18 protein-coding genes and 1 pseudogene are annotated in these 24,329 nt (G+C 65.5%); 15 read left to right on the top strand and 4 right to left on the bottom strand.

The features are described 5' to 3' along the window. The first annotated feature begins 54 nt into the window (after positions 1 to 54). The 12 genes and pseudogenes from ASD14_RS13605 (at position 55) to lpxC (ending at position 15,280) form a co-directional block, all read left to right on the top strand. Complete coding sequence (locus ASD14_RS13605; RefSeq protein WP_056135385.1) at positions 55 to 1,881, top strand: penicillin-binding protein 2; 1,827 nt, start codon at positions 55 to 57, stop codon at positions 1,879 to 1,881. After that, positions 1,878 to 3,350 carry a UDP-N-acetylmuramoyl-L-alanyl-D-glutamate--2,6-diaminopimelate ligase gene (locus tag ASD14_RS13600; RefSeq protein ID WP_056134903.1) on the top strand — a complete coding sequence of 491 codons (1,473 nt, stop codon included), beginning with the start codon at positions 1,878 to 1,880 and terminating at the stop codon, positions 3,348 to 3,350. Before ASD14_RS13605 ends, ASD14_RS13600 begins: the two co-directional genes overlap by 4 nt. Before the next feature lie 29 nt (positions 3,351 to 3,379). Next, positions 3,380 to 4,741: a UDP-N-acetylmuramoyl-tripeptide--D-alanyl-D-alanine ligase gene (murF, locus tag ASD14_RS13595; RefSeq protein ID WP_157475434.1), complete on the top strand. Its 1,362-nt coding sequence runs from the start codon at positions 3,380 to 3,382 to the stop codon at positions 4,739 to 4,741. Next, on the top strand, positions 4,731 to 5,828 hold the full coding sequence (gene mraY, locus ASD14_RS13590) for a phospho-N-acetylmuramoyl-pentapeptide-transferase (protein WP_056134898.1): 1,098 nt from the start codon (positions 4,731 to 4,733) through the stop codon (positions 5,826 to 5,828). Before murF ends, mraY begins: the two co-directional genes overlap by 11 nt. After that, entirely contained in the window at positions 5,828 to 7,135 is a 1,308-nt protein-coding gene (gene ftsW, locus ASD14_RS13585; protein WP_056134895.1) for a putative lipid II flippase FtsW, read from the top strand. The genes mraY and ftsW overlap by 1 nt, the downstream gene beginning before the upstream one ends. Next, the gene (gene murG, locus ASD14_RS13580; RefSeq protein WP_056134892.1) at positions 7,132 to 8,247 is read left to right on the top strand and encodes an undecaprenyldiphospho-muramoylpentapeptide beta-N-acetylglucosaminyltransferase; all 1,116 of its coding nucleotides are present in this window, start codon (positions 7,132 to 7,134) and stop codon (positions 8,245 to 8,247) included. Before ftsW ends, murG begins: the two co-directional genes overlap by 4 nt. After that, positions 8,244 to 9,698: a UDP-N-acetylmuramate--L-alanine ligase gene (murC, locus tag ASD14_RS13575; RefSeq protein WP_056134889.1), complete on the top strand. Its 1,455-nt coding sequence runs from the start codon at positions 8,244 to 8,246 to the stop codon at positions 9,696 to 9,698. The genes murG and murC overlap by 4 nt, the downstream gene beginning before the upstream one ends. Further along, positions 9,695 to 10,672: a D-alanine--D-alanine ligase gene (locus tag ASD14_RS13570; RefSeq protein WP_056134886.1), complete on the top strand. Its 978-nt coding sequence runs from the start codon at positions 9,695 to 9,697 to the stop codon at positions 10,670 to 10,672. The genes murC and ASD14_RS13570 overlap by 4 nt, the downstream gene beginning before the upstream one ends. Beyond that, positions 10,669 to 11,349 (top strand): annotated as a pseudogene (locus ASD14_RS13565) (cell division protein FtsQ/DivIB); the annotation flags it as partial. The gene ASD14_RS13570 and the pseudogene ASD14_RS13565, both read left to right, overlap by 4 nt. Before the next feature lie 59 nt (positions 11,350 to 11,408). Further along, positions 11,409 to 12,659 carry a cell division protein FtsA gene (ftsA, locus tag ASD14_RS13560; RefSeq protein ID WP_056134881.1) on the top strand — a complete coding sequence of 417 codons (1,251 nt, stop codon included), beginning with the start codon at positions 11,409 to 11,411 and terminating at the stop codon, positions 12,657 to 12,659. Positions 12,660 to 12,767: 108 nt separating this feature from the next. After that, positions 12,768 to 13,997, top strand: coding sequence for a cell division protein FtsZ (gene ftsZ, locus ASD14_RS13555; protein ID WP_056134878.1), 1,230 nt, complete (start codon positions 12,768 to 12,770; stop codon positions 13,995 to 13,997). Positions 13,998 to 14,368: 371 nt separating this feature from the next. Next, on the top strand, positions 14,369 to 15,280 hold the full coding sequence (gene lpxC / locus ASD14_RS13550; protein WP_056134875.1) for a UDP-3-O-acyl-N-acetylglucosamine deacetylase: 912 nt from the start codon (positions 14,369 to 14,371) through the stop codon (positions 15,278 to 15,280). Between the two features lie 316 nt (positions 15,281 to 15,596). Here lpxC and ASD14_RS13545 read toward each other — a convergent pair whose 3' ends face one another. Continuing rightward, positions 15,597 to 16,049 carry a DUF721 domain-containing protein gene (locus tag ASD14_RS13545; protein WP_056134872.1) on the bottom strand — a complete coding sequence of 151 codons (453 nt, stop codon included), beginning with the start codon at positions 16,047 to 16,049 and terminating at the stop codon, positions 15,597 to 15,599. A gap of 112 nt (positions 16,050 to 16,161) precedes the next feature. On the opposite strand from ASD14_RS13545, the gene ASD14_RS13540 reads away from it, so the two are divergent. The 3 genes from ASD14_RS13540 to ASD14_RS13530 all read left to right on the top strand — a co-directional run bounded on the left by ASD14_RS13540 (position 16,162) and on the right by ASD14_RS13530 (position 21,198). Beyond that, positions 16,162 to 16,989, top strand: coding sequence for a M23 family metallopeptidase (locus ASD14_RS13540; protein ID WP_157475432.1), 828 nt, complete (start codon positions 16,162 to 16,164; stop codon positions 16,987 to 16,989). 332 nt (positions 16,990 to 17,321) lie between these two features. After that, the gene (gene secA, locus ASD14_RS13535) at positions 17,322 to 20,051 is read left to right on the top strand and encodes a preprotein translocase subunit SecA (RefSeq protein ID WP_056134866.1); all 2,730 of its coding nucleotides are present in this window, start codon (positions 17,322 to 17,324) and stop codon (positions 20,049 to 20,051) included. Positions 20,052 to 20,178: 127 nt separating this feature from the next. Beyond that, positions 20,179 to 21,198, top strand: coding sequence for a Nudix family hydrolase (locus ASD14_RS13530; RefSeq protein ID WP_082538994.1), 1,020 nt, complete (start codon positions 20,179 to 20,181; stop codon positions 21,196 to 21,198). Positions 21,199 to 21,448: 250 nt separating this feature from the next. On the opposite strand, the gene coaE is transcribed toward ASD14_RS13530, so the two are convergent. The 3 genes from coaE to ASD14_RS13515 all read right to left on the bottom strand — a co-directional run bounded on the left by coaE (position 21,449) and on the right by ASD14_RS13515 (position 24,273). After that, positions 21,449 to 22,066, bottom strand: coding sequence for a dephospho-CoA kinase (coaE, locus tag ASD14_RS13525; protein WP_056134864.1), 618 nt, complete (start codon positions 22,064 to 22,066; stop codon positions 21,449 to 21,451). A 129-nt stretch (positions 22,067 to 22,195) separates the two neighbouring features. Continuing rightward, a complete protein-coding gene (locus tag ASD14_RS13520; protein WP_056134861.1) occupies positions 22,196 to 23,062 on the bottom strand; it encodes an A24 family peptidase in 867 nt (288 codons plus the stop codon). A 14-nt stretch (positions 23,063 to 23,076) separates the two neighbouring features. Continuing rightward, complete coding sequence (locus ASD14_RS13515; protein ID WP_157475429.1) at positions 23,077 to 24,273, bottom strand: type II secretion system F family protein; 1,197 nt, start codon at positions 24,271 to 24,273, stop codon at positions 23,077 to 23,079. Between the last annotated feature and the right edge of the window lie 56 nt (positions 24,274 to 24,329).

Raw genomic sequence — 24,329 nt, 5'->3', positions numbered from 1 at the left:
GCCGATGCACTGCGCGCGCGCATCGACGCGAAGCCGGCCGCCGGTAGCGCGCGCATGCGCAACCAGCAGCGCGTGGGCCTTGATCTTCGCAAGCGGCTGATCATCGTCGCCAGTGTGCTCGGCCTGGGTTCGATCGCGCTGGTCGTGCGCGCGTTCGACGTGCAGGTGGTCAACAACGACTTCTATCTGCAGCAGGGGCAGGCACGTTCGCTGCGCGAGATTCCGATTCCGACTTCGCGCGGCATGATCACCGACCGCAACGGCGAGCCGCTCGCGGTGTCGACGCCGGTTGAATCGGTGTGGGCCAATCCGAAGGAACTCCTGGAAAGCCCCGGACGCATTCCGGAGCTGGCGAGGGCGCTCGAGGTGCCCGCCGACGTGCTGACGCGCAAGCTCAGCCAGCGCTCGAACAAGGAATTCCTTTACCTCAAGCGCCGCATTAGTCCCGAGCAGGCGCGCCGCATCCTGGCGCACAACATTCCGGGCGTCTTCTCGCAGCGCGAATTCCGCCGCTTCTACCCACAGGGTGAAGCGATGGCGCATGTGCTCGGCTTCACCAACGTCGACGATCGCGGGCAGGAGGGTCTGGAGCTTTCCTTCGACCACATCCTCAGCGGCAAGGCGGGCTCCAAGCGCGTGATCCGCGACGGGCAGGGGCGCATCGTCGAGAGCGTCGACCTGATCGAACCGGCGGTGCCCGGCCATGACCTCACGCTCACCATCGATCGCCGCATCCAGTTCCTTGCCTATCGCGAACTGCGCAACCAGTTGACGAAAACGGGCGCAAGCAGCGGATCGGCCGTAATCATGGACATCACGTCGGGCGAAGTGCTCGCGATGGTCAACCTGCCCAGCTACAACCCGAATGCGGTGGGCATGGGCAATCCGGACACGCACCGCAATCGCGCGGTGACCGACGTGTTCGAACCCGGTTCGACGATGAAGCCGATCACCGTCGCCGCCGCGCTCAACAAGGGCATCGTCACGCCCAACACGCGCATCGATCTCAATCCGGGCTACATGGCGCTGGATCGTCGTTACACCGTGAGTGACCACAACAACTACGGCGTGCAGACGATCACCGGGATCATCACCAAAAGTTCGAATGTCGGCGCGGCGAAGCTTGCTGCGCGCCTGGACGACACGTACTTCTACGAATTCGTGCGCCAGTTCGGCTATGGACAGAAGCCGGGTAGCGGCTTTCCGGGCGAATCCGCTGGCGTCCTTGCCGCGCCTTCGCGCTGGAGCGGCACCACGAAAGCCACGATGTCGTACGGCTACGGACTGTCCGCGACGCCGTTGCAGATCGCCATGGTCTACGCCGCGCTCGGCAACGGCGGCAAGCTGATCACGCCGACTTTCGTGAAAGGCGAACGCCACGAGCCCAAGCAGGTGCTCGATCCGCAGATCGCGCGCGAAGTCATGCGCATGATGCAGACCGTGACCGAAACCGGCGGAACCGCGACACAGGCCGCGATCCTCGGATATCACGTCGCCGGCAAAACGGGTACCGCGCGCAAGTTCAGCGAGAGTGGCGGCTACACGCGCCGTTACCTGGCGTACTTCGCCGGCGTAGTCCCCGTGCAGAACCCGCGTTTCTCGATGGTCGTGGTGATCAACGATCCGGATCCGGAGCGCGGCTATTTCGGTGGCTACGTTTCGGCGCCGGTATTCCGCAACGTCATGGACGGCGCGCTGCGCCTGATGGACGTGCCGCCGGACGACATCGACACCTGGATGGCCGCGCAGTCGAAGGCGCAGCACGCCAGCGAGCTGCGCGGCGAGGAAGGCCCGGTACTTCCCGACGCATCCGCGGCACCGCTCGCTGATGCGACGCTGCCCACGCCCGTGGATGCACCTCTCACGGGAGGCGCGCGATGAGCGGCAACATGCTTCTGCATGAATTGCTTCCCGATGTCGCCGGTATCCCCGGCGATCTGCGCATCACCGGCCTGGTGATGGACAGCCGCGAAGTGAAGCCGGGCGATGCCTTCGTCGCCATCGCCGGTTTCGGTGCGCATGGGTTGAAGTTCGTCGACCAGGCGCGCGCGCAGGGCGCGGTCGCGATCCTGTTCGAGCCGCCGGCACCGGTGGACCTGCCCGCACCGTCCGATGCGATCGCAGTGCCGAACCTGCGAGCACGATTGGGCGAGCTCGCCGATCGTTTCCATGGCCGGGTCACCGAAGCGATGACCGTCGTCGGCGTCACCGGCACCAACGGCAAGACCTCGACCGTGCAACTGCTTGCGCAAGCATGGACGCTGCGCGGCATCCGCTGCGGCACGATCGGCACGCTCGGCATGGGCCTGTACGGTCAGGTGCAGCCGACCGGCTTCACCACGCCGTTGGTGCTCAAGCTGCATGATCTGCTCGCGCAGCTGCACGAGCAGGGCGCGCAGGCGGTGGCGATGGAAGTGAGTTCGCATGCACTCGACCAGGGGCGCGCAGACGGCGTGCATTTCGACGTCGCGGTATTCACCAACCTCACCCGCGATCACCTCGATTACCACGGCGACATGGAAACCTACGGCGCGGCGAAGGCGCGCCTGTTCGCATGGCCGGGACTCAAGGCCGCGGCGATCAATCTTGACGACGACTACGGCCGCCGCCTGCAGGCGCAGCTGCCGGCGGGCGTGAACCCGGTCGGCCTCAGTTCGCGCGGCGCGGCAGGCGCGATGTTGCGTGCGGGCGCATTGCGCCTCGACAGCGCGGGGATCACGTTCGACCTCGTCACCGGCAGTGAAGCGCACGCAGTGCGTTCACCGCTGCTGGGCCGCTTCAATGTCGACAATCTGCTGGCCGTCGCCGGAGCGTTGTACGCGCTCGGCGATTCCCTTGCGCAGATCGCCTCGACCCTCTCGCAGCTGCAGCCGATTCATGGCCGGATGAACCGTCTCGGTGGCGACGGCATCAAGCCGCTCGTCGTTATCGACTACGCGCATACACCCGACGCCCTGGAGCAGGCGCTGAAGTCGCTCCGCGCCCACGCGCAGGCGCGCCTGATCTGCGTCTTCGGCTGCGGTGGCGAACGCGACCGCGGCAAGCGCCCACAGATGGCTGCGATCGCCGAAGCCAACGCCGACGTCGTGATCGTCACCGACGACAACCCGCGCGCCGAAAACGGCGACCAGATCGTGGCCGACATCCTCGCCGGCTTCGTCCATGCGAACGACATCGTCGTGCAACGCGATCGCGCCTCGGCCATCGCACGCGCGATCGGCGACGCGAGGCCAGACGACATCGTGCTCATCGCCGGGAAAGGCCATGAGCCTTACCAGGAAATCGACGGCGTGAAGCATCCCTTCGACGACACGGAAGTCGCGCGGAACCGGCTGGAGGTGTACGCGTGAAGCCGCTGCATCTCTCCGATATCGCGCGCATGACCCACGGCCGCCTGCATGGCGAAGACGTGGTCGTCGATGCCATCGCGACAGATACCCGGGCGCTTCTGGTCGGCGGCCGCACGTTGTTCGTCGCGCTCAAGGGTGAACGCTTCGACGGGCATGATCATGTGCCCGCCGCCGCACAGGGAGGCGTCGCGGCGGCGCTGGTGTCGCGCGTGGTCGATGCATCAATCAGCACCGGCACGCTGCCGCAGGTCGTCGTCACCGACACCCAGCGTGCACTCGCCGACTTCGCCGCCGCTGTGCAGCGCGAACGCAGCGGCGTGAAGGTCGTCGGCATCACCGGCAGCAACGGCAAGACCAGCGTGAAAACACTGGTGATGGCGATCCTGTCGCGCGCCGGCCGCGCCTACGCCAATCCGGGCAATCGCAACAATGAGATCGGATTGCCGCTTTCGGTGCTTGAGGCGCCCGAAGACGCGCAGTTCGCCGTATACGAAATGGGTGCCGGCCAGCCGGGCGACATCGCCTACCTGACCGCCGTCGCGCGTCCCGACGTAGCCATCGTCAACAACATCGCGCCGGCGCATCTCGAACGCATGGGCAGCCTGCTCGGCGTTGCCGACACCAAGGGCGCTATCTACGATGCGCTGCCGGATGACGGCGTCGCGGTGATCAATGCCGACGATGCGTTCGCGCCATTCTTCGCTGAGCGTTCGCATGGCCATCGGCTGATCCGGTTCGGTCTCGAAGCCAGCGCAGATGTCACCGCACGCGATATCACGCCGACCGACGGCGGCTCGATGTTCGTCATGATGACGCCTCAGGGCGAAGCCGCAATCGACCTGGCCATGCCCGGCCGCCACAACGTGCGCAACGCGCTCGCGGCAGCTTCCATCGCGCTCGGCCTCGGCGTCTCGCTCGACACCATCGCCGCCGGCCTCAACGCCGCCGAGCCCGTTGCCGGCCGCCTTATCGCGCATCGCCTGCGCAACGGTGCGGTGCTGATCGACGACAGCTACAACGCCAATCCGGGATCGCTCGCCGCCGCCATCGACACGCTCGCCGAGTCCGCTCGCGGCGGCGAAGGCTGGCTGGTGCTCGGCGACATGCGCGAACTCGGCGCCGATGCCGCGTACATGCACGCCGAGATGGGGCGCCGCGCGAAAGCCGCCGGCATCCGGCGCCTGTATGCGTTGGGAACACTAAGCGCGGAAGCCGCCAACGCCTTTGGCGAAGGCGCCTCGCAATACGACAACCACGACGCACTCATCGCCGCGCTGAATAGCGAGTTGCGCGATGGCGTGCGCGTGCTGGTCAAGGGATCGCGCGGCAGCGCGATGGACAAGATCGTGAAGGCGGTGCTCGGCGCCGCGGGGGATTCCGATGCTGCTTGAACTCTTCCGCTGGCTCGAACAGCTGCAAAGCCTCTTCGGACTGTTCGGCTATCTCACCTTTCGCGGCATTCTCGCCGCGCTGACCGCACTGTTCCTGTCGTTGTGGTGGGGTCCCGCGGTGATCCGCCGTCTTGCGCAGCTGAAGGGCGGCCAGCCGATCCGCAAGGAAGGTCCGCAGTCGCACTTCTCCAAGGCGGGCACGCCGACGATGGGCGGCGCGCTGATCCTGCTGACGATTCTCGCATCCGTGCTGCTGTGGGGCGACCTGCGCAACCGTTACGTATGGCTGGTGCTGGCCGTGATGATGGCCTGCGGCGCGATCGGCTGGTGGGACGACTGGATCAAGATCGTCAAGCGCGACCCCAACGGCATGCGTTCGCGCACCAAGTATTTCCTGCAGTCGTTAATCGGGCTGGGAGCCGGCCTGTTCCTGTACTACACCGCCGACGTGCAATCGGCGACCACGCTTTATATCCCGTTCTTCAAGAACGTCGCGCTGCCGCTGGTGGGCATCGGCGGCACGGTCTTCTTCATCGCGATCGTCTACCTGTGGATTGTCGGCTTCTCCAACGCGGTGAACCTCACTGACGGCCTCGATGGCCTGGCGATCATGCCGACGGTGCTCGTCGCCTGCGCGCTCGGCGTGTTCGCGTATGCATCGGGCAACGCGGTGTTCTCCAACTATCTTCAGATTCCGCAGGTGCCCGGTGCGGGTGAGCTGGTGATCATCTGTGCGGCGATCGCCGGCGCCGGCCTCGGCTTCCTCTGGTTCAACACCTATCCGGCGATGGTGTTCATGGGCGACATCGGCGCGCTCGCACTCGGCGCCGTGCTGGGCTGCATCGCGGTGATCGTCCGCCAGGAACTGGTGCTGGTGATCATGGGCGGCATCTTCGTCATCGAAACCTTGTCGGTGATGATCCAGGTCGCGTCATTCAAGCTCACCGGCAAGCGCGTGTTCCGGATGGCGCCTATACATCACCACTTCGAGCTGAAGGGCTGGCCGGAGCCGCGCGTGATCGTGCGCTTCTGGATCATCTCGGTGATCCTCGTCCTCGTCGGCCTGGCCACGCTGAAGATCCGCTGATGAACGACCTCTCGCGCCAGGCAACACGACTCGACGAAATCGGCGGCCGCTACGATCCGTGGCTGCTCGGTATCGCGTGCGTGCTGGCGTGCCTGGGCGTGGTGATGGTCGGTTCGGCATCGATCGCGATCGCCGAAGGGCGCGACGCGGGTCCGTTCTATTACCTGATCCGCCACATGGTGTTCCTTGCGATCGGCGTCGGCCTCGCCATCGTCGCCATGCGCACGGAAATGAAGACCATCGAGCAGCACAGCCAATGGCTGCCACTGGCCGCGCTCGTGCTGCTGCTGCTGGTGCTCGTACCGGGCATCGGCTTCACCGCGAAAGGCGCGCGGCGCTGGTTGAACCTGGGCCTGCTGACGTTCCAGCCAGTCGAAGCGGTCAAGCTGATGCTGATCGTGTGGCTGTCGAGCTACCTCGCGCGCTTCCGCGATGAAGTGAGCGCGACATGGCGCGCGATGTTCAAGGTGCTCGCGGTCGCGCTGCTGCTGGTCGGCGTGTTGCTGGTGATCCACAAGGACTTCGGCTCGTCCGCGCTGATCCTCGCGATCACCGCGGGCATGCTGGTGCTCGGCGGCGCCAACCTTCCGCGCATGCTGCTCCCGGTGCTCGCGCTGCTCCCGGTGCTTGCGCTGATGATCCTGATGGAACCGTATCGCGTGCAGCGCCTGGTTTCCTACCGCGATCCCTGGGCCGATCCGTTCGGCAGCGGCTACCAGCTCACCAATGCATTGATGGCGGTCGGCCGCGGTGAATGGTTCGGTGTCGGCCTCGGCGCGTCGGTGCAGAAGCTCTCGTACTTGCCGGAAGCGCACACGGATTTCATCCTGGCCGTCATCGCCGAGGAACTCGGCTTCGTCGGCGTGTTCGCGATCATCGCGCTGTACGCTGGCCTTGCGGGGCGCGCATTCTGGATCGGACTGAAGTGCGTGGAGATGCGCCGCCACTTCGCCGGCTATGTCGCGTTCGGCATCGCGCTGTGGATGTCGCTGCAGAGCTTTGTATCGATCGGCGTGAATCTCGGCCTGCTGCCCACGAAGGGCCTGACGCTGCCGTTGATTTCTTCGGGTGGTTCCAGCGTGCTGCTGACCTGCGCGGCACTCGGCGTGCTGCTGCGCGTCTCGTTCGAGCTCGATCGCGCGCGGCGCCAGGTGGCGCGCCTGCGTGGCGAGGCACAGGCGCCGGCGGCGGCCATGCCGGTGACGTCGCAACCGCTGCCGGCGGTGAACACCGAAGTACGCGGCACCAGCCGCCTGCGCCAGCGCGTCGAGCCGGTGTTCGAAAAATCCTTTGGAAGGACGGCATGAGCATCGCGACTGCCGCCATTGATTCCGACCTGCATCCGGTGATGATCCTTGCCGGTGGCACGGGCGGTCACATCTTCCCGGGCCTCGCTGTGGCGAAGGCGCTGCGTGCGCGTGACGTGCCAGTGCTGTGGCTCGGCAGCGAAGGCGGCATGGAAACGCGCCTGGTGCCGCAGCATGGCCTCGCCATCGACACGATCGCGGTCGGTGGCGTGCGTGGAAAGGGCATCACGACCTTGCTGGCGGCGCCGTTCAAATTGTTCGCCGCAGTAAATGCCGCACGGCAGACCTTGCGCCAGCGCCAGCCGCGCGCCGTGGTGAGCTTTGGTGGTTTCGCGGCGGGGCCGGGTGGACTGGCGGCGAAACTAGCGGGCATTCCGCTGATCGTGCACGAGCAGAACCGCGCGCCGGGCATGACCAATCGCGTGCTCGCAAAATTCGCGCGACGCGTGCTCACCGGATTCCCGCAGACGTTCGCGAACGAAGAGGTCGTCGGTAATCCCGTGCGTAGCGAAATCGCGGCGATTGCGCCGCCGGAAGAACGCTTCGCCGGCCGCGAAGGCCCGCTGCGTCTGCTTGTGCTGGGCGGAAGCCAGGGTGCGCGCGCACTGAATGCGGCGATGCCGAAGGCGGCCGCCACACTGCCGCGCAACATTTCCGTCGAAATCCGCCACCAGTGCGGCGAGAAAATGCGCGATGAAGCGGTGCGTGCCTACGAACAGGCGGGCGTTCGCGCGTCGGTCGAGCCATTCATCGCCGACATGGCCGCCGCTTACGCATGGGCCGACGTCGTGATCTGCCGCGCGGGCGCGCTCACGCTCGCCGAACTCTGCGCGGCCGGTGTCGGCAGCCTGCTGGTGCCGTTCCCGCAAGCCGTCGACGACCACCAGACCAAGAACGCGCAGTACCTCGTCGATCGCGGTGCCGCGCATCTGTTGCCGCAGGGCAGCGACTACGACGAACTCGCCCAGCGCCTGTCCGCGACGCTGGAAATTCTCGGCGAACGCGACCTGCTGCTGCCGATGGCGATCGCCGCGCGCGCGCTGGCAAAACCAGATGCCGCCGAACGCGTCGCCTCCATCGTGATCGAACAATCGAACAAGGAACATTCATGAGTCCCGAAGCCCGCCATCGCATGCAGCACGCCGGCGATCTGATCGCCAGCGGCGGCGCGGGTGCGCGCGTGCACTTCGTCGGCGTCGGCGGCGTGGGCATGAGCGGCATTGCCGAGGTGCTGTGCACGCTCGGCTACCAGGTGTCGGGTTCGGACATGGCCGACAACGCGGTCACCCGTCGCCTGGCTTCGCTCGGTATCAACGTGATGCGCGGCCACAACGCCGCGAACGTGCTCGGCGCGGACTGCATCGTCGTGTCTTCGGCCATCAAGCGCGACAACCCGGAACTGATGGAAGCGCGTTCGCAGCGCATCCCGATCGTGCCGCGTGCGGAAATGCTTGCCGAACTGATGCGCTTCAAGCGTGGCATCGCCGTTGCCGGCACGCATGGCAAGACCACGACGACCTCGCTCATGGCGAGCGTGCTGGCCGAAGGCGGCAGCGATCCGACGTTCGTGATAGGTGGCCAGCTGCTTGCCGCGGGCGCGAACGCGCGCCTGGGCAAGGGCGACTGGCTGGTGGCCGAAGCCGACGAGAGCGACGGCAGTTTCCTGCGCCTGCATCCGCAGATCGCCGTCGTCACCAACATCGATGCCGATCATCTCGAGAACTACGGCGGCGACTTCGCGAAGGTAAAGGCCGCGTTCGACGAATTCCTGCACCACCTGCCGTTCTACGGCCTCGCCGTGCTGTGCATCGACGATCCCGAAGTCGCCGCGCTTGCGCGCAACACCACGCGCCACGTGATGAGCTACGGCTTCGCCGAAAACGCCGACGTGCGCGCCGACGACGTCCACCAGGACGGCGCCTGCATGCGCTTCACCCTATGCCTGCCTGATGGTTCGCGCACGCCGGTCGAACTCGCGCTGCCCGGCCGCCACAACGTACAGAACTCGCTCGCGGCTGCCGCGGTGGGTTGGCAGCTGGGCGTGAACAGCGACGCGATCGCGCGCGCATTGCAGAAGTTCGCCGGCATCGGCCGCCGCTTCAACCTGCTCGCGCAGCTCACCACCGCGAAGGGCGCGACGGTGCAGCTCGTCGATGACTACGGCCATCACCCGAAGGAACTCGAAGCGGTGTTCGCCGCCGCGCGTGGCGGCTGGCCGGACCGCCGCCTCGTCGTCGCGTTCCAGCCGCATCGCTACAGCCGTACGCGCGATCTCTTCGATGAATTCGCCGCGGTGCTGTCAACCGTGGACACGCTGGTGCTCACCGAGGTGTACCCGGCAGGTGAAGCACCGATCGCAGGCGCCGACGCCAAGTCGCTGGCGCGCGCGATCCGCACGCGAGGCCGCGTCGATCCGATCGTCGTCAACGGTGCCGCCGATCTCACCGACGTGCTGCCCGACGTGCTTGGCGACGGCGACCTGCTGCTGATGATGGGCGCAGGCGACATCGGCCACGCCGCGCAACAGATCGCAGCCAATGGATTTGCAGGAGGACAGAAGTGAGCAGCACGAATTTCGCTCCCCTGCGCGTCACCGATCCGGCCGTCTTCGGCCGCGTCGCCGTGCTGATGGGCGGCACCAGCACCGAGCGCGAAGTCTCGCTGGATTCCGGCCGCAACGTGCTCGAGGCCCTGCGCGCGCGCGATGTCGAGGCGTTCGCGATCGACGGCATTCCCGCGCTGGTCGAAGCGATCCGTGCGGGCAAGGTCGATCGCGTCTTCAACATCCTCCACGGCAACCGGGGCGGCGGCGAAGACGGTGTGCTGCAGGGGCTGCTCGAAGCCCTGGGCGTGCCGTACACCGGTCCGGGCGTGCTCGGTTCGGCATTGACGATGGACAAGATCCGCACCAAGCAGGTGTGGATCGCTGCGAGCTTGCCGACGCCACGCTTCGCGCGCATCGCCAAAGGCGACGACCTGCGCGCGGCGGCGAACGAGCTCGGTTTCCCGGTATTCGTGAAGCCTTCCAGCGAAGGTTCCAGCGTTGGCGTGTTCCGCGTACTAAAGGATGCCGACCTCGAATCCGCGATCGCCTTCGCGAAGGAATACGCGGGCGAGCTGTTGATGGAGCAGATGGTGCAGGGCGAGGAATACACCGTCGGCATCCTCGGCGAAACCGCGCTGCCGTCGATCCGCATCGTGCCGGCAGGCGAGTGGTACGACTACCACGCCAAGTACATCGCCGACGATACGCAGTACCTGTGTCCGGGCATGGAAGGCGCGGATGAAGAAGAGATCCGTCGCGTCGCGCTCGCTGCCTTCAAGGCGGCGGGCTGCACGGGCTGGGGCCGCGTCGACGTCATGCGCGATCGCGTGCGCGGTCTGCAGCTGATCGAAGTGAACACCGCGCCCGGCATGACCAGTCATTCGCTGGTGCCGAAGGCCGCGGGCAACGTCGGCATCGGTTTCGAGGAACTGTGCTGGCGGATTCTCGAACAGACCGTTCAGGACCCCATTTCGGAGGCCGCGTCGAAGTGAACGCGCTGCTGCGCATCGCCGGTTGGATTCTTGCCGTCGTGCTGGTCGTGATGCCGGTCGTGGCCGTGCTCAACGGCTGGGTCGGCGCGAACCATTGGCCGTTGACGAAGCTGCAGGCGACCGGCGAATTCCGTCGCGTCGATGGCGCGCTGCTTCGCAAGGCGTTGCTGCCGTATGCGCAGCGGGGCTTCTTCGCGGTCGATCTGGCCGCCGCGCAGGATGCCGTCGCGAAGCTGCCGTGGGTCGAAACCGCGGAAGTGCGCAAGCGCTGGCCCGATACGCTGGAAGTGCGCGTAGTCGAACACAAGCCGTTCGCGCGCTGGGGTGCCGATCGCCTGCTGTCCGAGCACGGTCGCCTGTTCCCGGCGAAGGGCATCCAGGTACCGAAGGGCCTGCCGCAGTTCGCGGGGCCCGAAGCGCGCACGGCCGACGTCGTCGCGCTCTACAACGAATCGCGCGAGCTGTTCGCCAAGGTCGGTATCGACGTGCATGAAGTCGCCCTCGATCCGCGCGGCAGCTGGACGCTTGGTTTGAACAACGGCGCCGTCGTGATCGTCGGCCGCAGCGAGGCGCGTGCTCGGCTCGATCGCTTCGTACGTCTTTTGCCGCAGCTGCTCACCCAGAACACGCAGCAGCTCGCGCGTGCCGATCTTCGTTACACCAATGGTTTCGCGCTGACGTGGAAGCCGGCTCCGGCCCCCGTTTCCATCGATGCGCCGCAAGTGCAGGGAAATACATGAATCGCAAGGGCGACAAATCGCTGATCGTGGGCCTCGACATCGGCACCTCCAAGGTGGTGGCGCTGGTGGGCGAGTACACGCCCAATGACGGCCGGCCCGGTACGCCGATCGAAGTCATCGGCATCGGCTCGCACGAGTCGCGCGGACTCAAACGCGGCGTGGTCGTCGACATCGAATCGACGGTGCAGTCGATCCAGCGTGCAATCGAGGAAGCCGAGCTCATGGCGGGCTGCGAGATCCGCTCGGTGTACGCGTCGATTTCCGGCAGCCACATCCAGTGCCGCAATTCGCAGGGCATCGCGCCGATCCGCGATGGCGAAGTGACCTACGCCGATCTCGACCGCGTGCTCGACGCCGCAAAGGCCGTAGCGATCCCCGCCGACCAGAAGATCCTCCACGCGATCCCGCGCGACTACGTACTCGACGATTCGCAGGAAGGCATCCGCAATCCGGTCGGCATGACCGGCGTACGCCTGGAGGTGCACGCGCACCTGGTCGTCTGCGCGCAATCGGCGGCGGCGAACATCAGCAAGTGCGTGCAGCGCTGCGGATTGCAGGTCGACGACCTGATCCTCGGCGTGCTCGCGTCCAGCCATGCCGTGCTCACCAGCGACGAACGCGAACTCGGCGTGGTGCTGGTCGACATCGGCGCGGGCACCACCGACATCGCGGTGTTCGTGCAGGGCGCGATCGCGCACAGCGCGAGCCTGCCGATCGCCGGCGACAAGGTCACCGAAGACATCGCGCACATGCTGCGCACGCCGACGCCCGAGGCCGAGCAGATCAAGGTGCGCTATGCCTGCGCGTTGGCGCAGATGGCGACCGCGGAAGAATCGATCCAGGTGCCCAGCGTCGGCGATCGTCCGCCGCGCCGCATGCCGCGCGCTTCACTCGCGCAAGCCGTGCAGGCGCGTTACGAAGAGATCTTCGAAATGATCCAGGCCGAACTGCGCCGCAGTGGCTTCGAACAGCACGTGCGCGCCGGAATGGTGCTCACGGGTGGCGCCGCGAAGATGGAAGGCGTGGTCGAACTCGCCGAAGAGATGCTGCAGATGCCGGTGCGCGTGGGCATTCCGCAGCACGTGACCGGGCTCGGTGAAGTAGTCGGCAACCCGGTGCATGCCACCGGCGTCGGCCTGCTGCTGATGGGTAGCCAGATCGAGAACCCGCGCCGCCCGACGATTTCGACGGGACGTCCCGGCAGTTTCCTCAACCGGCTGAAGAGCTGGTATCGCGGCGAATTCTGATTTTTTGCGTCGTCGCGAGGGCGCGGCTACGTAGCAGGTGAAGGGCAGGCAGAAGGCAACTGGCATCCCCGATCAATCACGAGCAACACATAACAAGAGGACGAGGACATGGCTCACTTTGAACTGATGGAAAAAATGGCCCCGAACGCGGTGATCAAGGTCGTCGGCGTCGGCGGTGGCGGCGGCAACGCGGTCGCGCACATGGTCAACGGCAGCGTCGATGGCGTGGAGTTCATCACCGCGAACACCGACGCGCAGGCGATCAAGAACTGTGGCGCGAAGCTGCAGCTGCAGCTCGGCAGCAACGTCACCAAGGGCCTGGGTGCAGGCGCGAATCCGGAGGTTGGTCGTCAAGCAGCCCTGGAAGACCGCGAACGCATCATGGACGCGCTGACCGGCGCCGACATGGTCTTCATCACCGCGGGCATGGGCGGCGGCACCGGCACCGGTGCGGCACCCGTGGTCGCACAGCTGGCGAAGGAAATGGGCATCCTGACCGTCGCCGTCGTCACGAAACCATTTCCGTTCGAAGGCCGCCGCCGCATGCAGGTCGCGCTCAAGGGCATCGAGGAGCTGTCGCACCACTGCGACTCGCTGATCACGATCCCGAACGAGAAGCTGATCACCGTGCTCGGCCGCAACGCGACGATGATCCAGGCGTTCCGCGCCGCCAACGACGTGCTGCTTGGCGCTGTGCAGGGCATCGCCGACCTGATCGTGCGTCCGGGCCTGATCAACGTCGACTTCGCCGACGTGCGCACCGTGATGAGCGAGATGGGCCTGGCGATGATGGGCACCGGCTCGGCCCGCGGCGACGATCGCGCGCAGGCCGCGGCGGAATCCGCGATCCAGAACCCGCTGCTCGACGACGTCAACCTGTCCGGCGCCAACGGCATCCTGGTCAACATCACCGCCGGCCCGGACTTCACGATGGCCGAGTTCGACGAAGTCGGCCGCACCATCGAGAACTTCGCTTCCGAAGACGCGACCGTCGTCATCGGCACCGTGCTCGATCCCGACATGCAGGACGAGGTCAAGGTCACCGTGGTGGCCACCGGCCTCAACCGCGCGGTCGTGCGCCAGCCGATTCGCACCGGCGAACGCGCGGACTTCAGCGACGCCGGCCGCCGTCCGCAGGTCGAACTGGTCCGCACGCAGGTCAAGCGCGATGGCACCACCGGGCTGCCGATCGATGACGGCTTCCAGGGTCCCCCGTCGTTCGCGGGCAGCCTGCGCGGTGGTCGCGCGGAGCCGACTACTGCGCCGGCAGTGGCCGACTTCGGTGCCGACAGCAGCTACCTGGACATCCCGGCGTTCCTGCGCCGCCAGGCCGACTGAGGCGTCGCTGCGACCTGCCGTACTCCTTAGTTGTAAGTAGTAGGAACCGGATGCGGGTAGCTCCCGTCATCCGGGCGATCCACCTCCGGCCGGACTCGTCCCCGGCCGGTTGAATCCCAGGCTCCGGGCCGCCTGCGCCGGAGGCTCTTGCGCCGGTCGGCTCTGTCGACCGGCTTTTTCCGTAAGACACTCATCCGGCCTCCCGTGGAAAGCGTGACCGGAGCCTCGCAAAACCGTTTCCGCGGCATGTCTTTTCCGTTAAGGTTCAGCCGGCTGCGTGTTAATCTTGCCGCCCGTTTTAAGGGGGAAACTCCCTACATCCGGCGACAGAACAGGTCCCGATCCCCCGGTCCAAGGGCTCCTACCGCACGATGCTCCGCCAGCGAACTCTCAAGAACGTGATCCGCGCCACCGGCGTGGGCCTGCACAGTGGCGAGAAGGTTTTTCTCACCCTGCGTCCGGCTCCCGTGGATGCCGGCATCGTGTTCCGCCGGATCGATCTCGATCCCGTCGTGGAGATTCCCGCACGCGCCGACCTCGTGACCGAGACCGTGCTCTGCACCGGTCTGAGCTGCAGCACGGGCAAGGTGATGACCGTGGAGCACCTGTTGTCGGCACTGGCTGGCCTGGGCATCGACAACTGCTATATCGACCTGTCAGCGCCGGAAGTCCCGATCATGGACGGTTCGGCGGGCCCGTTCGTGTTCCTGCTGCAGTCGGCAGGCATCCGCGAACAGGAAGCCCCCAAGCGTTTCATCCGCATCAAGCATCCGGTCGAAGTGCGCGACGGCGACAAAATCGCGCGTTTCGAGCCACATGATGGCTTCCGCATCGGCTTCACCGTGGTGTTCGACCATCCGGCGATCCCGGCATCGCAGTCGCGTGCCGAGGTGGAGTTCTCCACCGCTTCCTATGTAAAGGAAGTGAGCCGCGCGCGGACCTTCGGTTTCATGCGCGACCTCGAATACATGCGCGAACGCAACCTCGGCCTGGGTGGCTCGATGGACAACGCGATCGTGCTCGACGAATTCCGCGTCCTCAACGACGACGGCCTGCGCTACGCCGACGAATTCGTCCGCCACAAGATCCTCGACGCGGTGGGCGACCTGTATCTCGCCGGCCATCCGGTCATCGGTGCGTACGAGGGCTACAAGTCCGGCCATGCCCTCAACAACAAGCTGGTCCGCGCCCTGCTGGCCGAACGCTCGGCGTGGGAAGAAGTGACTTTCGCGGACGAGAGCCAGCCGGCTCCGGTCGCGTACGGATCGCCGCAGACCGTCTGAGGTTGCGGCACGCGCCTTGGCGTGACCATCGGATAAACGCCGGAAAACCGTGGCGCATCGCAGCAAGCCGCTGTTTCAGCGCGACTTGACCCCCGGTTCAGCGGCTCAACCTCGCAGACCGGGCCTTTGGGGGTATTCCCCCAAGGCGACCCCGGTCACAGAGATGAAATCCGTGTGCATGAACTAACCAAAACTTAACGCGGTTCTGCCAACTGGCTTCCGGATCCTTAACAAAATCAGGCCTCTAGGCCGTTAGCATCCCCCCGTCCGCAGAAGTGGCCGACCCGGCTAAGACGGGGAACGGTTCGGGAAGCGGTCAACCGGAGTCGTCGGAGCCCGGAGCATCGGGCTTCTGAAGGGATGCCAATGCGGCCTGCAATGCATCGTGCGCCGTCTTCGACATCGGTCGGGTTCTGGGATTCGCCTGGGGTGGCGAAACCGGATCTGCCGGCGAACTCACGGTCGTCCTGATCACGAGTTCGGTCGCTTCAAGTCCGATGGATCGGGCTGCATCGAGAAGTTCCGGTCCCGCGAGCCTCAGCTTGGCCCGCCAGATCGGAGCATCGACGATGAAAACGAGCCTGCCGCGCTCGAAGTTGGCCAACCGCGCATGCGGGGCCAGCGTCGGTGGCAGGAGGGGACGCAACTGATGGTCCAGCCCGTCGAGCCATAGCGCTCTGCGGATCGGGTCGCCAGAGGGTTCGGCAAGCAGCGCATCGAGCGCAGCCTGCGGACCGGAAGGGCGACGCGGGATTGAAGGCTTGGACACGTCAAGAACACACGTCGGACAGATGACTCATCCACTCATCGTAAACAAATTCCGCAAGAAGCCCTTGGCCCGCCTGGCTGATTCGATCAGCACGCTGGGCTCCCGCAAGCCGATGTTCGTTGTCGGCGCGCTGCTGGGAGTGGGCTTCCTTGCCGGTGGTGCCGCCGGACTGGTGGGCACCGCGGGCCTGCGCCTGCAGCTGGGCAACCAGCAGGCGCAACTCGCCACGACCCAGCGCCAGTCGCAGCGCGAAATCAACGCGCTTGCCGCACGGTTGGGCGAGTTGCAGGCCGAAGCCAACCGCCTCAACGCGCTGGGCGAACGCCTCACCCGCATCGGCCAGCTGCAGGACGGTGAATTCAACTTCGACAAGCCGGTCGGCGTCGGCGGTGCCGGCCCGGTGCGCGACATCTCGGAGCCTGAGTTGCGCGAGGGCCTCGATACCCTGAACCGCCAGTTCGCCGATTCCGGCGAGCAGCTGTCGGTGCTGGAGTCGATGCTCTTCAATCGCCAGCTCGACATGAATTCGGTGCCGTCGCGCGAGCCGATCGCCAACAGCTACATCACCTCGAGCTTCGGCCGCCGCGCCGATCCGATCGTGGGCGGCAGCCAGTTCCACAAGGGCATCGACTTCGAAGCCGACGTCGGCGATCCCGTGCTCGCGGTGGCCGATGGCGTCGTCAGCTACTCGGGCGTGCGCTCGGGCTACGGCAACGTCATCGAGATCGACCATGGCAACGGCTACGTCACCCGCTACGCGCACAACTCGCGCCTGGAACGCCGCGTTGGCGAGCTGATCCGCGCGGGCCAGGAAATCGCCAAGGCCGGCTCGACCGGTCGATCCACCGGCGCCCACGTCCATTTCGAAGTGTGGGAAAGGGGCCAGTACGTGAACCCGCGCAAGTTCCTCAGCCAGCAGTCGCCGCTCGCCAAGGGCTGAGCTGCCGCAACTTCGCCGCAACGGCGCGCCTAGGCGCGCCGTTTTTGTTTCTTCGGCAAGCAGGGGCCGCGTACCTTCAACGCCAGGCGCAAGTCGCCGGTTCTGTGGCTGTGGCGAAGCCCTTCGCAGGAATGACGAGCAAGCCTTGCGAGCCCTGTTCAATTTGGTGACGCCCGCACCCTTGCAACCGCCGGCGGGCGCCACCAGCTACAATCGACGTGCCAGAAAGGGCGCCCCGCGCCCTTTTTTATTTCCGCTGTCGGGGAACGACCGGCCCTGTGCCGTCATCGAACCGACGCGATCCCGCTTACGACGAATTCTCCGGTCCAACAATGCTCAACAGCCTGCTTACCCGCGTCTTCGGCAGTCGCAACGAACGCCTGCTCCGCCAGCTGCAACGCTCGGTCAACAAGATCAACGCCCTCGAGCCGGAGATGCAGAAGCTGTCCGACGCCGAGCTGCAGGCCAGGACGCCCGAGTTCCAGCAGCGCATCCGGGACGGCGAATCGCTCGACAGGATCCTCCCCGAAGCCTTCGCCGTCTGCCGTGAAGCCGCCCAGCGCGTCCTCGGCATGCGCCACTACGACGTCCAGTTGATCGGCGGCATGGTCCTGCACCTGGGCAAGATCGCCGAAATGCGAACCGGTGAAGGCAAGACCCTCGTCGCCACGCTGCCGACCTACCTCAATGCGCTGGAAGGCAAAGGCGTCCACGTCATCACCGTGAACGACTACCTGGCCCGCCGCGACGCCGCGTGGATGGGCAAGCTGTACAACTGGCTCGGCCTGTCGGTCGGCGTCGTCTATCCCGGCATGCCGCACGCCGACAAGCACGCCGCCTACGCCGCCGACATCAGTTACGGCACCAACAACGAATTCGGTTTCGACTACCTGCGCGACAACATGGCGCTGTCGAAGGAGGACCGCTTCCAGCGCGGCCTGCATTACGCGATCGTCGACGAAGTCGACTCGATCCTCATCGACGAAGCACGCACGCCGCTGATCATCTCCGGTCCGGCCGACGAATCGCCGGAGCTGTACATCAAGGTCAACCGCATCGTCCCGCAGCTCACCCGCCAGGCGACGGAAGAAGGCGAGGGCGACTACTGGGTCGACGAGAAGGGCAAGCAGGTCCACCTCTCCGAGGAAGGCCAGGAACACGCCGAGGAACTGCTGCGCAAGGCCGGCATCCTGCAGGACGAGGAAGACAGCCTGTACAGCGCGCAGAACCTCAGCGTGGTGCACCACCTCAACGCCGCGTTGCGCGCGCATGCGATCTACCAGCGCGACGTCGATTACATCGTGCGCGACGGCGAAGTGATCATCGTCGACGAATTCACCGGACGGACGCTCGCCGGCCGCCGCTGGTCCGACGGGCTGCACCAGGCGGTGGAAGCGAAGGAAGGCGTGCCGGTGCAGCGCGAAAACCAGACGCTCGCCAGCATCACTTTCCAGAACCTCTTCCGCATGTACCGGAAGCTGTCCGGCATGACCGGCACGGCCGACACGGAAGCCTACGAGTTCCAGAGCATCTACAACCTGGAAGTCATCGTGATCCCGACCCATCGCCCGATGGTCCGCAAGGATCATCCCGATGCGGTGTTCCTCAACCGCGCCGGCAAATACCGCGCGGTGATCAACGAGATTCGCGAAGCCAACAAGCGCAACCAGCCGGTGCTGGTCGGTACGACGTCGATCGAAGTGTCGGAGATGCTCAGCGAGCAGCTCAACGCCGCGGGCATCCGCCACGAAGTGCTCAATGCCAAGCAGCACGAGCGCGAAGCGCAGATCGTCGCGCAGGCCGGCCGTCCCGGTGCCGTCACCATCGCCACGAACATGGCGGGTCGCGGTACCGACATCGTGCTGGGCGGTTCGCTCGATGCCGAAATCGCCGAGCACGAAGCCGCCACCGGCGCGCCGATCGACGAGGTCACCAAGCAACGCATCAAGTCCGACTGGCAGGCGCGCCACGAAGCCGTGAAGCAGGCCGGCGGCCTGCACATCATCGGCACCGAACGCCATGAATCGCGTCGCATCGACAACCAGCTGCGCGGACGTTCCGGCCGCCAGGGCGATCCGGGTTCCTCGCGCTTCTACCTGTCGCTCGAAGACAACCTGATGCGCATCTTCGCGGCCGACTGGGTGCAGAAGGCGATGGCGCGCATGGGCCTGAAGGAAGACGACGTCATCGAAAGCGGCCTGGTCACCAAGCAGATCGCCGGCGCACAGCGAAAGGTCGAAGCGCACAACTTCGACATCCGCAAGAACCTGCTCGACTACGACGACGTCAACAACGACCAGCGCAAGGTGATCTACGGCCAGCGCGACGAACTGCTCGAAGCCGAGAGCGTGCAGGAAAACATCGAGGGCATCCGCGAGGATGTCGTTTCCGAAATCGTCAACCGTTTCGTTCCGCCGGAATCGATCGACGAGCAGTGGGATGTCCCCGGCCTGCAGTCGACCACTGAGCAGGAATTCGGCGTGCAGCTTCCGCTGGTGCAGGCCGTGGCCGACGCGAAGGAAATCGACGCCGAGAAGGTCATGCGCATCGTGCAGGATGCGATCGCCAAGCATTTCTCCGATCGCGAGCAGCAGCTCGGTCCGGAGACCATGCGCATGCTCGAGAAGCACATCATGCTCAACGTGCTCGACCAGAACTGGAAGGAGCACCTCGCGCGCATGGATTACCTGCGCCAGGGCATCCACCTGCGCGGCTATGCGCAGAAGCAGCCCAAGCAGGAATACAAGAAGGAAGCCTTCGAACTCTTCAGCGACATGCTGGAGAAGGTGAAGCGCGAGGTCGTCACGCTGCTCTCGCGCGTACGCATCCGCAGCGAGGAAGAAATCGCCGCGATGGAAGCGCAGGAGCGCGCGGCGCTTGAAGCGCAGGCGCGGCAGATGCAGTTCCAGCATGCCGACGCGGGCGGGTTCGGTGCGGACGAGGAAGCCGTGCAGGCGCAGGCTTCCCGCGACAACACCGTGTTCGCCAACGTCGGCCGCAACGATCCGTGCCCGTGCGGCAGCGGCAAGAAGTACAAGCATTGCCATGGGCAGCTGGCCTGAGCCGAGCCTCTTGCTGGAAATTCCGCCCGGAAGCGCTCTTGATCTTCCCTTCTCCCCGCTCGCGGGGGGAAGGTGCCCGAAGGGCGGATGAGGGGGCGAACGGAAGCGACTTCTTCGCAACCGCATCATGTCATCTACTGCCCCGCCAGAGCCCGTCATCGCCACAATAGTCCGTTCGTCCGAAGACGAGCCCAATGCTCCGTCCTCGCGCACGATCGAAGTCGTAGCTGGCGTCATCCGCGACCGCCGCGGCCGCATCCTCCTCGCACGCCGTACCGAGGGACGCGACCTTGCCGGCCTCTGGGAATTCCCCGGCGGCAAGCACGAGCCTGGCGAAACCGCGGAAGAGGCGCTCAAGCGCGAACTGCGCGAAGAACTAGGCATCGAGATCGACGTCGGTGCGCCGCTGATCCGGGTTCCGCAGGCGTATCCCGCCAAGCGTCTCCGCCTCGACGTACGCGAAGTCCGCGCGTGGCGTGGCACCGTGCGCGGCCTGGAAGGCCAGGCACTCGCCTGGGTCGCGCCGCACAAACTCGCCGACTACGCGATGCCGCCCGCCGACATTCCGGTCGTGGCCGCGTTGCTGCAGCCCGACCGCTACCTGGTCACTCCGGAGCCCGGCGGCGACGATGCGAGCTGGCTCGCCACGCTGGAGCGCGCCCTGGCAAGCGGCATCCGCCGCGTGCAACTGCGCGCGCCCGCATGCGAACCCGTGCGCTGGCAACGCCTCGCCACGCAAGGCGTCGCGCTGTGCCGCGCAGCGGATGCCGAAGTGCTGATCAACGCCAACCTCGAACTCGCTGCGTTGGTCGGCGTGGGCGTGCACCTGCGCGCCAGCCAGCTTTCCGGATTCACCAGCCGGCCGCTGGCAAACGGGCAACCGGTCGGCGCGTCCTGCCACAACATGGACGAGTTGCGTGCCGCGCAGGCGATCGGCTGTGACTTCGCCGTCGTGGGTGCGATCAAGCCGACGGCGACCCATCCCGATGCGACGCCACTGGGTTGGGAGGGTTTCGCGGCAATGCGCGAAACCGTATCGCTACCGGTCTACGCAATCGGCGGGATGGGTATCGATGACATCGCGGAAGCGCGTCTCCACGGAGCGCAGGGAATCGCCGCGATTCGCAGCCTCTGGCCTGAAATGTAGGGACGCACCGGCGGAATGGCGTTCGCCATGCGGCTGAAGAACGTCTGCAGAAGTCCTGCGAGCAACGCTTCGCGCACCTGTCCGCTAATCCACGAAAACAGTTGGCCCTTCTTGCAACTCGCTAGCACCCGCTGCACTGGGTCGGTTCGCCAGCATCCGACAGCGACTGTCCAGTTGCTCCAGTTTTTCTGCAGTGAAGTAACCGGTAGCGAAGCACGTCCGGCTTCTCGCCGGCACTTCGCTTGGTGCGTCAGGCCAGTTGCTCCGCCAACATCCGATACCGCCGGTCCAGTTGCGCTACGTGACCCTGCAGTTCGTCGATCCCTCCATCATTGATGATGACGTCGTCGGCGATCGCGAGTCGCTGCTCGCGCGATGCCTGCGCGGCGATCATGCGCGCTGCAAGATCGGCATCGATGCCATCGCGAAGCATCAGGCGCGAGTGTTGTACTTCGAGTGGCACGTCCACCACGAGGATGCGCTGCAACCAGGGATAAGCCACGCGTCCGCCGCCTTCGGCCAGCAGGGGGATCGCCGCGAGCGCATAGGCGCCCGCGGCGGATTCGCATTCGCGCCGCAATTGCGCGCGAACGAGTGGATGGATGATCGACTCGAGCTGCTGCCGCGCCACCTCGTTGCCGAAGACGCGTTGGCGCATTGCCGCCCGATCGAGGCCGCCATCGGCGGCGAGCACCGACGCGCCAAAAATCTCTACCACCGCCGCCAGTCCAGCCGAACCCGGTGCAACGGCTTCGCGCGCCGCCACATCGGCATCGGCAACCACGATCCCGAACGCCTCGAAGCGGTCGGTGACCACGCTCTTGCCGGATGCAACGCCGCCGGTAACGCCGATGATGTAGTCGCTCATGGAGGGGATTCTCGCCGATCACGGCGGCACTGTAGGAGCGACCTTGGGCGCGACAGGGCCGGCGCGAAAACAGTCGCGCCCGAGGCATTCCTGCGAGGGTTCACGTGGGCCCGGACCCGGGCCGCGCCGTCAGCCGGACAACCCGGAGATGCGCATGTACGCATCGATCAACTTCTGTCCCCAGAAGAACACGATCCATCCGGCGATCGCCAGGTACGGCCCGAACGGAATCGGCACGGAGCGGTCGCGTCCCTTCAGGGCGAGATAGATCGAGCCGATGATCGCACCGACCAGCGACGACAGCAGGATCGTCGGCAGGATGCCCTTGAGTCCGGTCCATGCACCGATCGCGGCGAGCAGCTTGAAGTCGCCATGCCCCATGCCTTCCTTGCCGGTGAGTTGCTTGAAGAGCCACCACACCGACCACAGGCTGGCGTAACCAACGATGGCGCCCAACAGCGCCGGCTTCACCGGCATGTACAGATTGTCGGAAGCCGCGATCAAACCGAGCCACATCAACGGCAACGTAAGGCTGTCAGGCAGCAACTGCGTGCGCAGGTCGATCCCCGACATCGAGACCAGGAATCCGGTAAATACGATCGCGCCAAAGCCCTGCCAACCAAAACCGAACCGCCAGACCGCCGCCACGAAGAGCAGCATCGTCAGCAGTTCGACCAGCGGATACTGCGGCGAAATCGGCGCCTTGCAGTGGCGGCACTTGCCGCGCAAGGCCAGCCAGCTGAAGACCGGAATGTTTTCGTACCAGCTCAGCTGGTGCTTGCAGTGTGGGCAGTGCGAACGTTCGACAACGATCCCAGGCGGCGGCGGATCGTAAACCTCCGGCTCCGCGAGCACTTCGCGTGCATCGCGCTTCCACTCCCACTCCAGCCGCTTCGGCAGCCGCAGGATCACCACATTGAGGAAGCTGCCCACCAGCAGCCCAAATCCCGCCACCAGCGGATAGCCGATGGCGGGGTTCTGGTCGAGGAATGCCATCGATCAGCGGACCGTCAGCCGACCGTCATGGCTAGCTTGAAGATCGGCAGGTACATGGCGATGACGATCGCGCCGACCATGGTGCCGATGACCACCATCACCATCGGCTCGATCAGGCTCGAGAGCGCATCGACCGCGTTGTTGACTTCCTGCTCATAGAACTCGGCGACCTTGTACAACATGGTGTCGAGCGCACCCGCCTCTTCACCGATGGCGGTCATCTGCACGACCATGTGCGGGAAGACGTTCACCTGCTTCATCGCGACGTTGACGGGATAACCCACCGCGACGTCGTTTTTCATTCGGTGCACGGCTTGCTCGTAAACCTGGTTGCCGGTGGCGCCGGCGACTGTGTCCAGTGCCTCCACGAGCGGCACGCCTGCGGCAAACGTTACCGCCAGTGTGCGGGAGAAGCGGGCGACCGCGGCGTTGTGCAGGACTTGCCCGATGACTGGCAGCTTGAGCATCATCCGGTCGACAAAGTGCGTCAGCGCTGGCGAGCGCTTCATCGCGAATATGAAACCACCGATTGCAGCAGCTGCAACCAAGGCGAATGCCCACCACCAACTCACCATGAAGGCCGAGATGCCGAATACCAGATTGGTGAAGGCCGGGAGATCCGCGCCGTAACTCTGGAATGCCTCACGGAACTGTGGCACCACGAAGACCAGCAGGATGCCGCAAACCAAAATTGCGACCGCGATGATCGTCGCCGGATAGAACAGGGCCTTCTTGATCTTGCCCTTCAGCGACTCGATGTTTTCCTTGTAGGTGGCGATCGTGTCGAGCACCGTCTCCAGGATGCCCGCCGATTCGCCAGCCTTGATCAGGTTGCGATACAGTTCGTCGAACTGGACTGGGTGCTTGCTCATCGCCTCGTAGATCGACGAGCCACCCGCAATGTCCGCGCGGAGCGCATCGACCATCTTCTGCATCCGGACGTTCTTCTGGCCGTTGCTGATGATCTCCAGCGAATTCACGATGGGCACGCCCGACTTCATCATGGTCGCCAACTGCCGGCTGAAAACTGCAATGTCTTTCGCGCCAATCGTTTTGCCGGTGCCTCCGAACAACGGCTTGGGCTTGGCCTTGACCACGCTCGGCGTGATGCCCTGGCGGCGCAGTTCCGCGCGCACCATGTTGGCGGTCTTGGCAGGCTGCTCGCCCTTCATGGTGACGCCGCGCCTGTCCTTGCCTTCCCAGACGAACATCGTCAACGGGTCGCTGGTGCGGAGTGCGTTCTTGGTGGCGGTCTTGGATGCGGACA

Origin of the sequence: Lysobacter sp. Root494 (assembly GCF_001427225.1) — a bacterium.
Lineage (GTDB): Bacteria > Pseudomonadota > Gammaproteobacteria > Xanthomonadales > Xanthomonadaceae > Agrilutibacter.
Note: the sequence above shows the minus strand (reverse complement) of the source record. Positions and strands in the feature narration are given on the sequence as shown.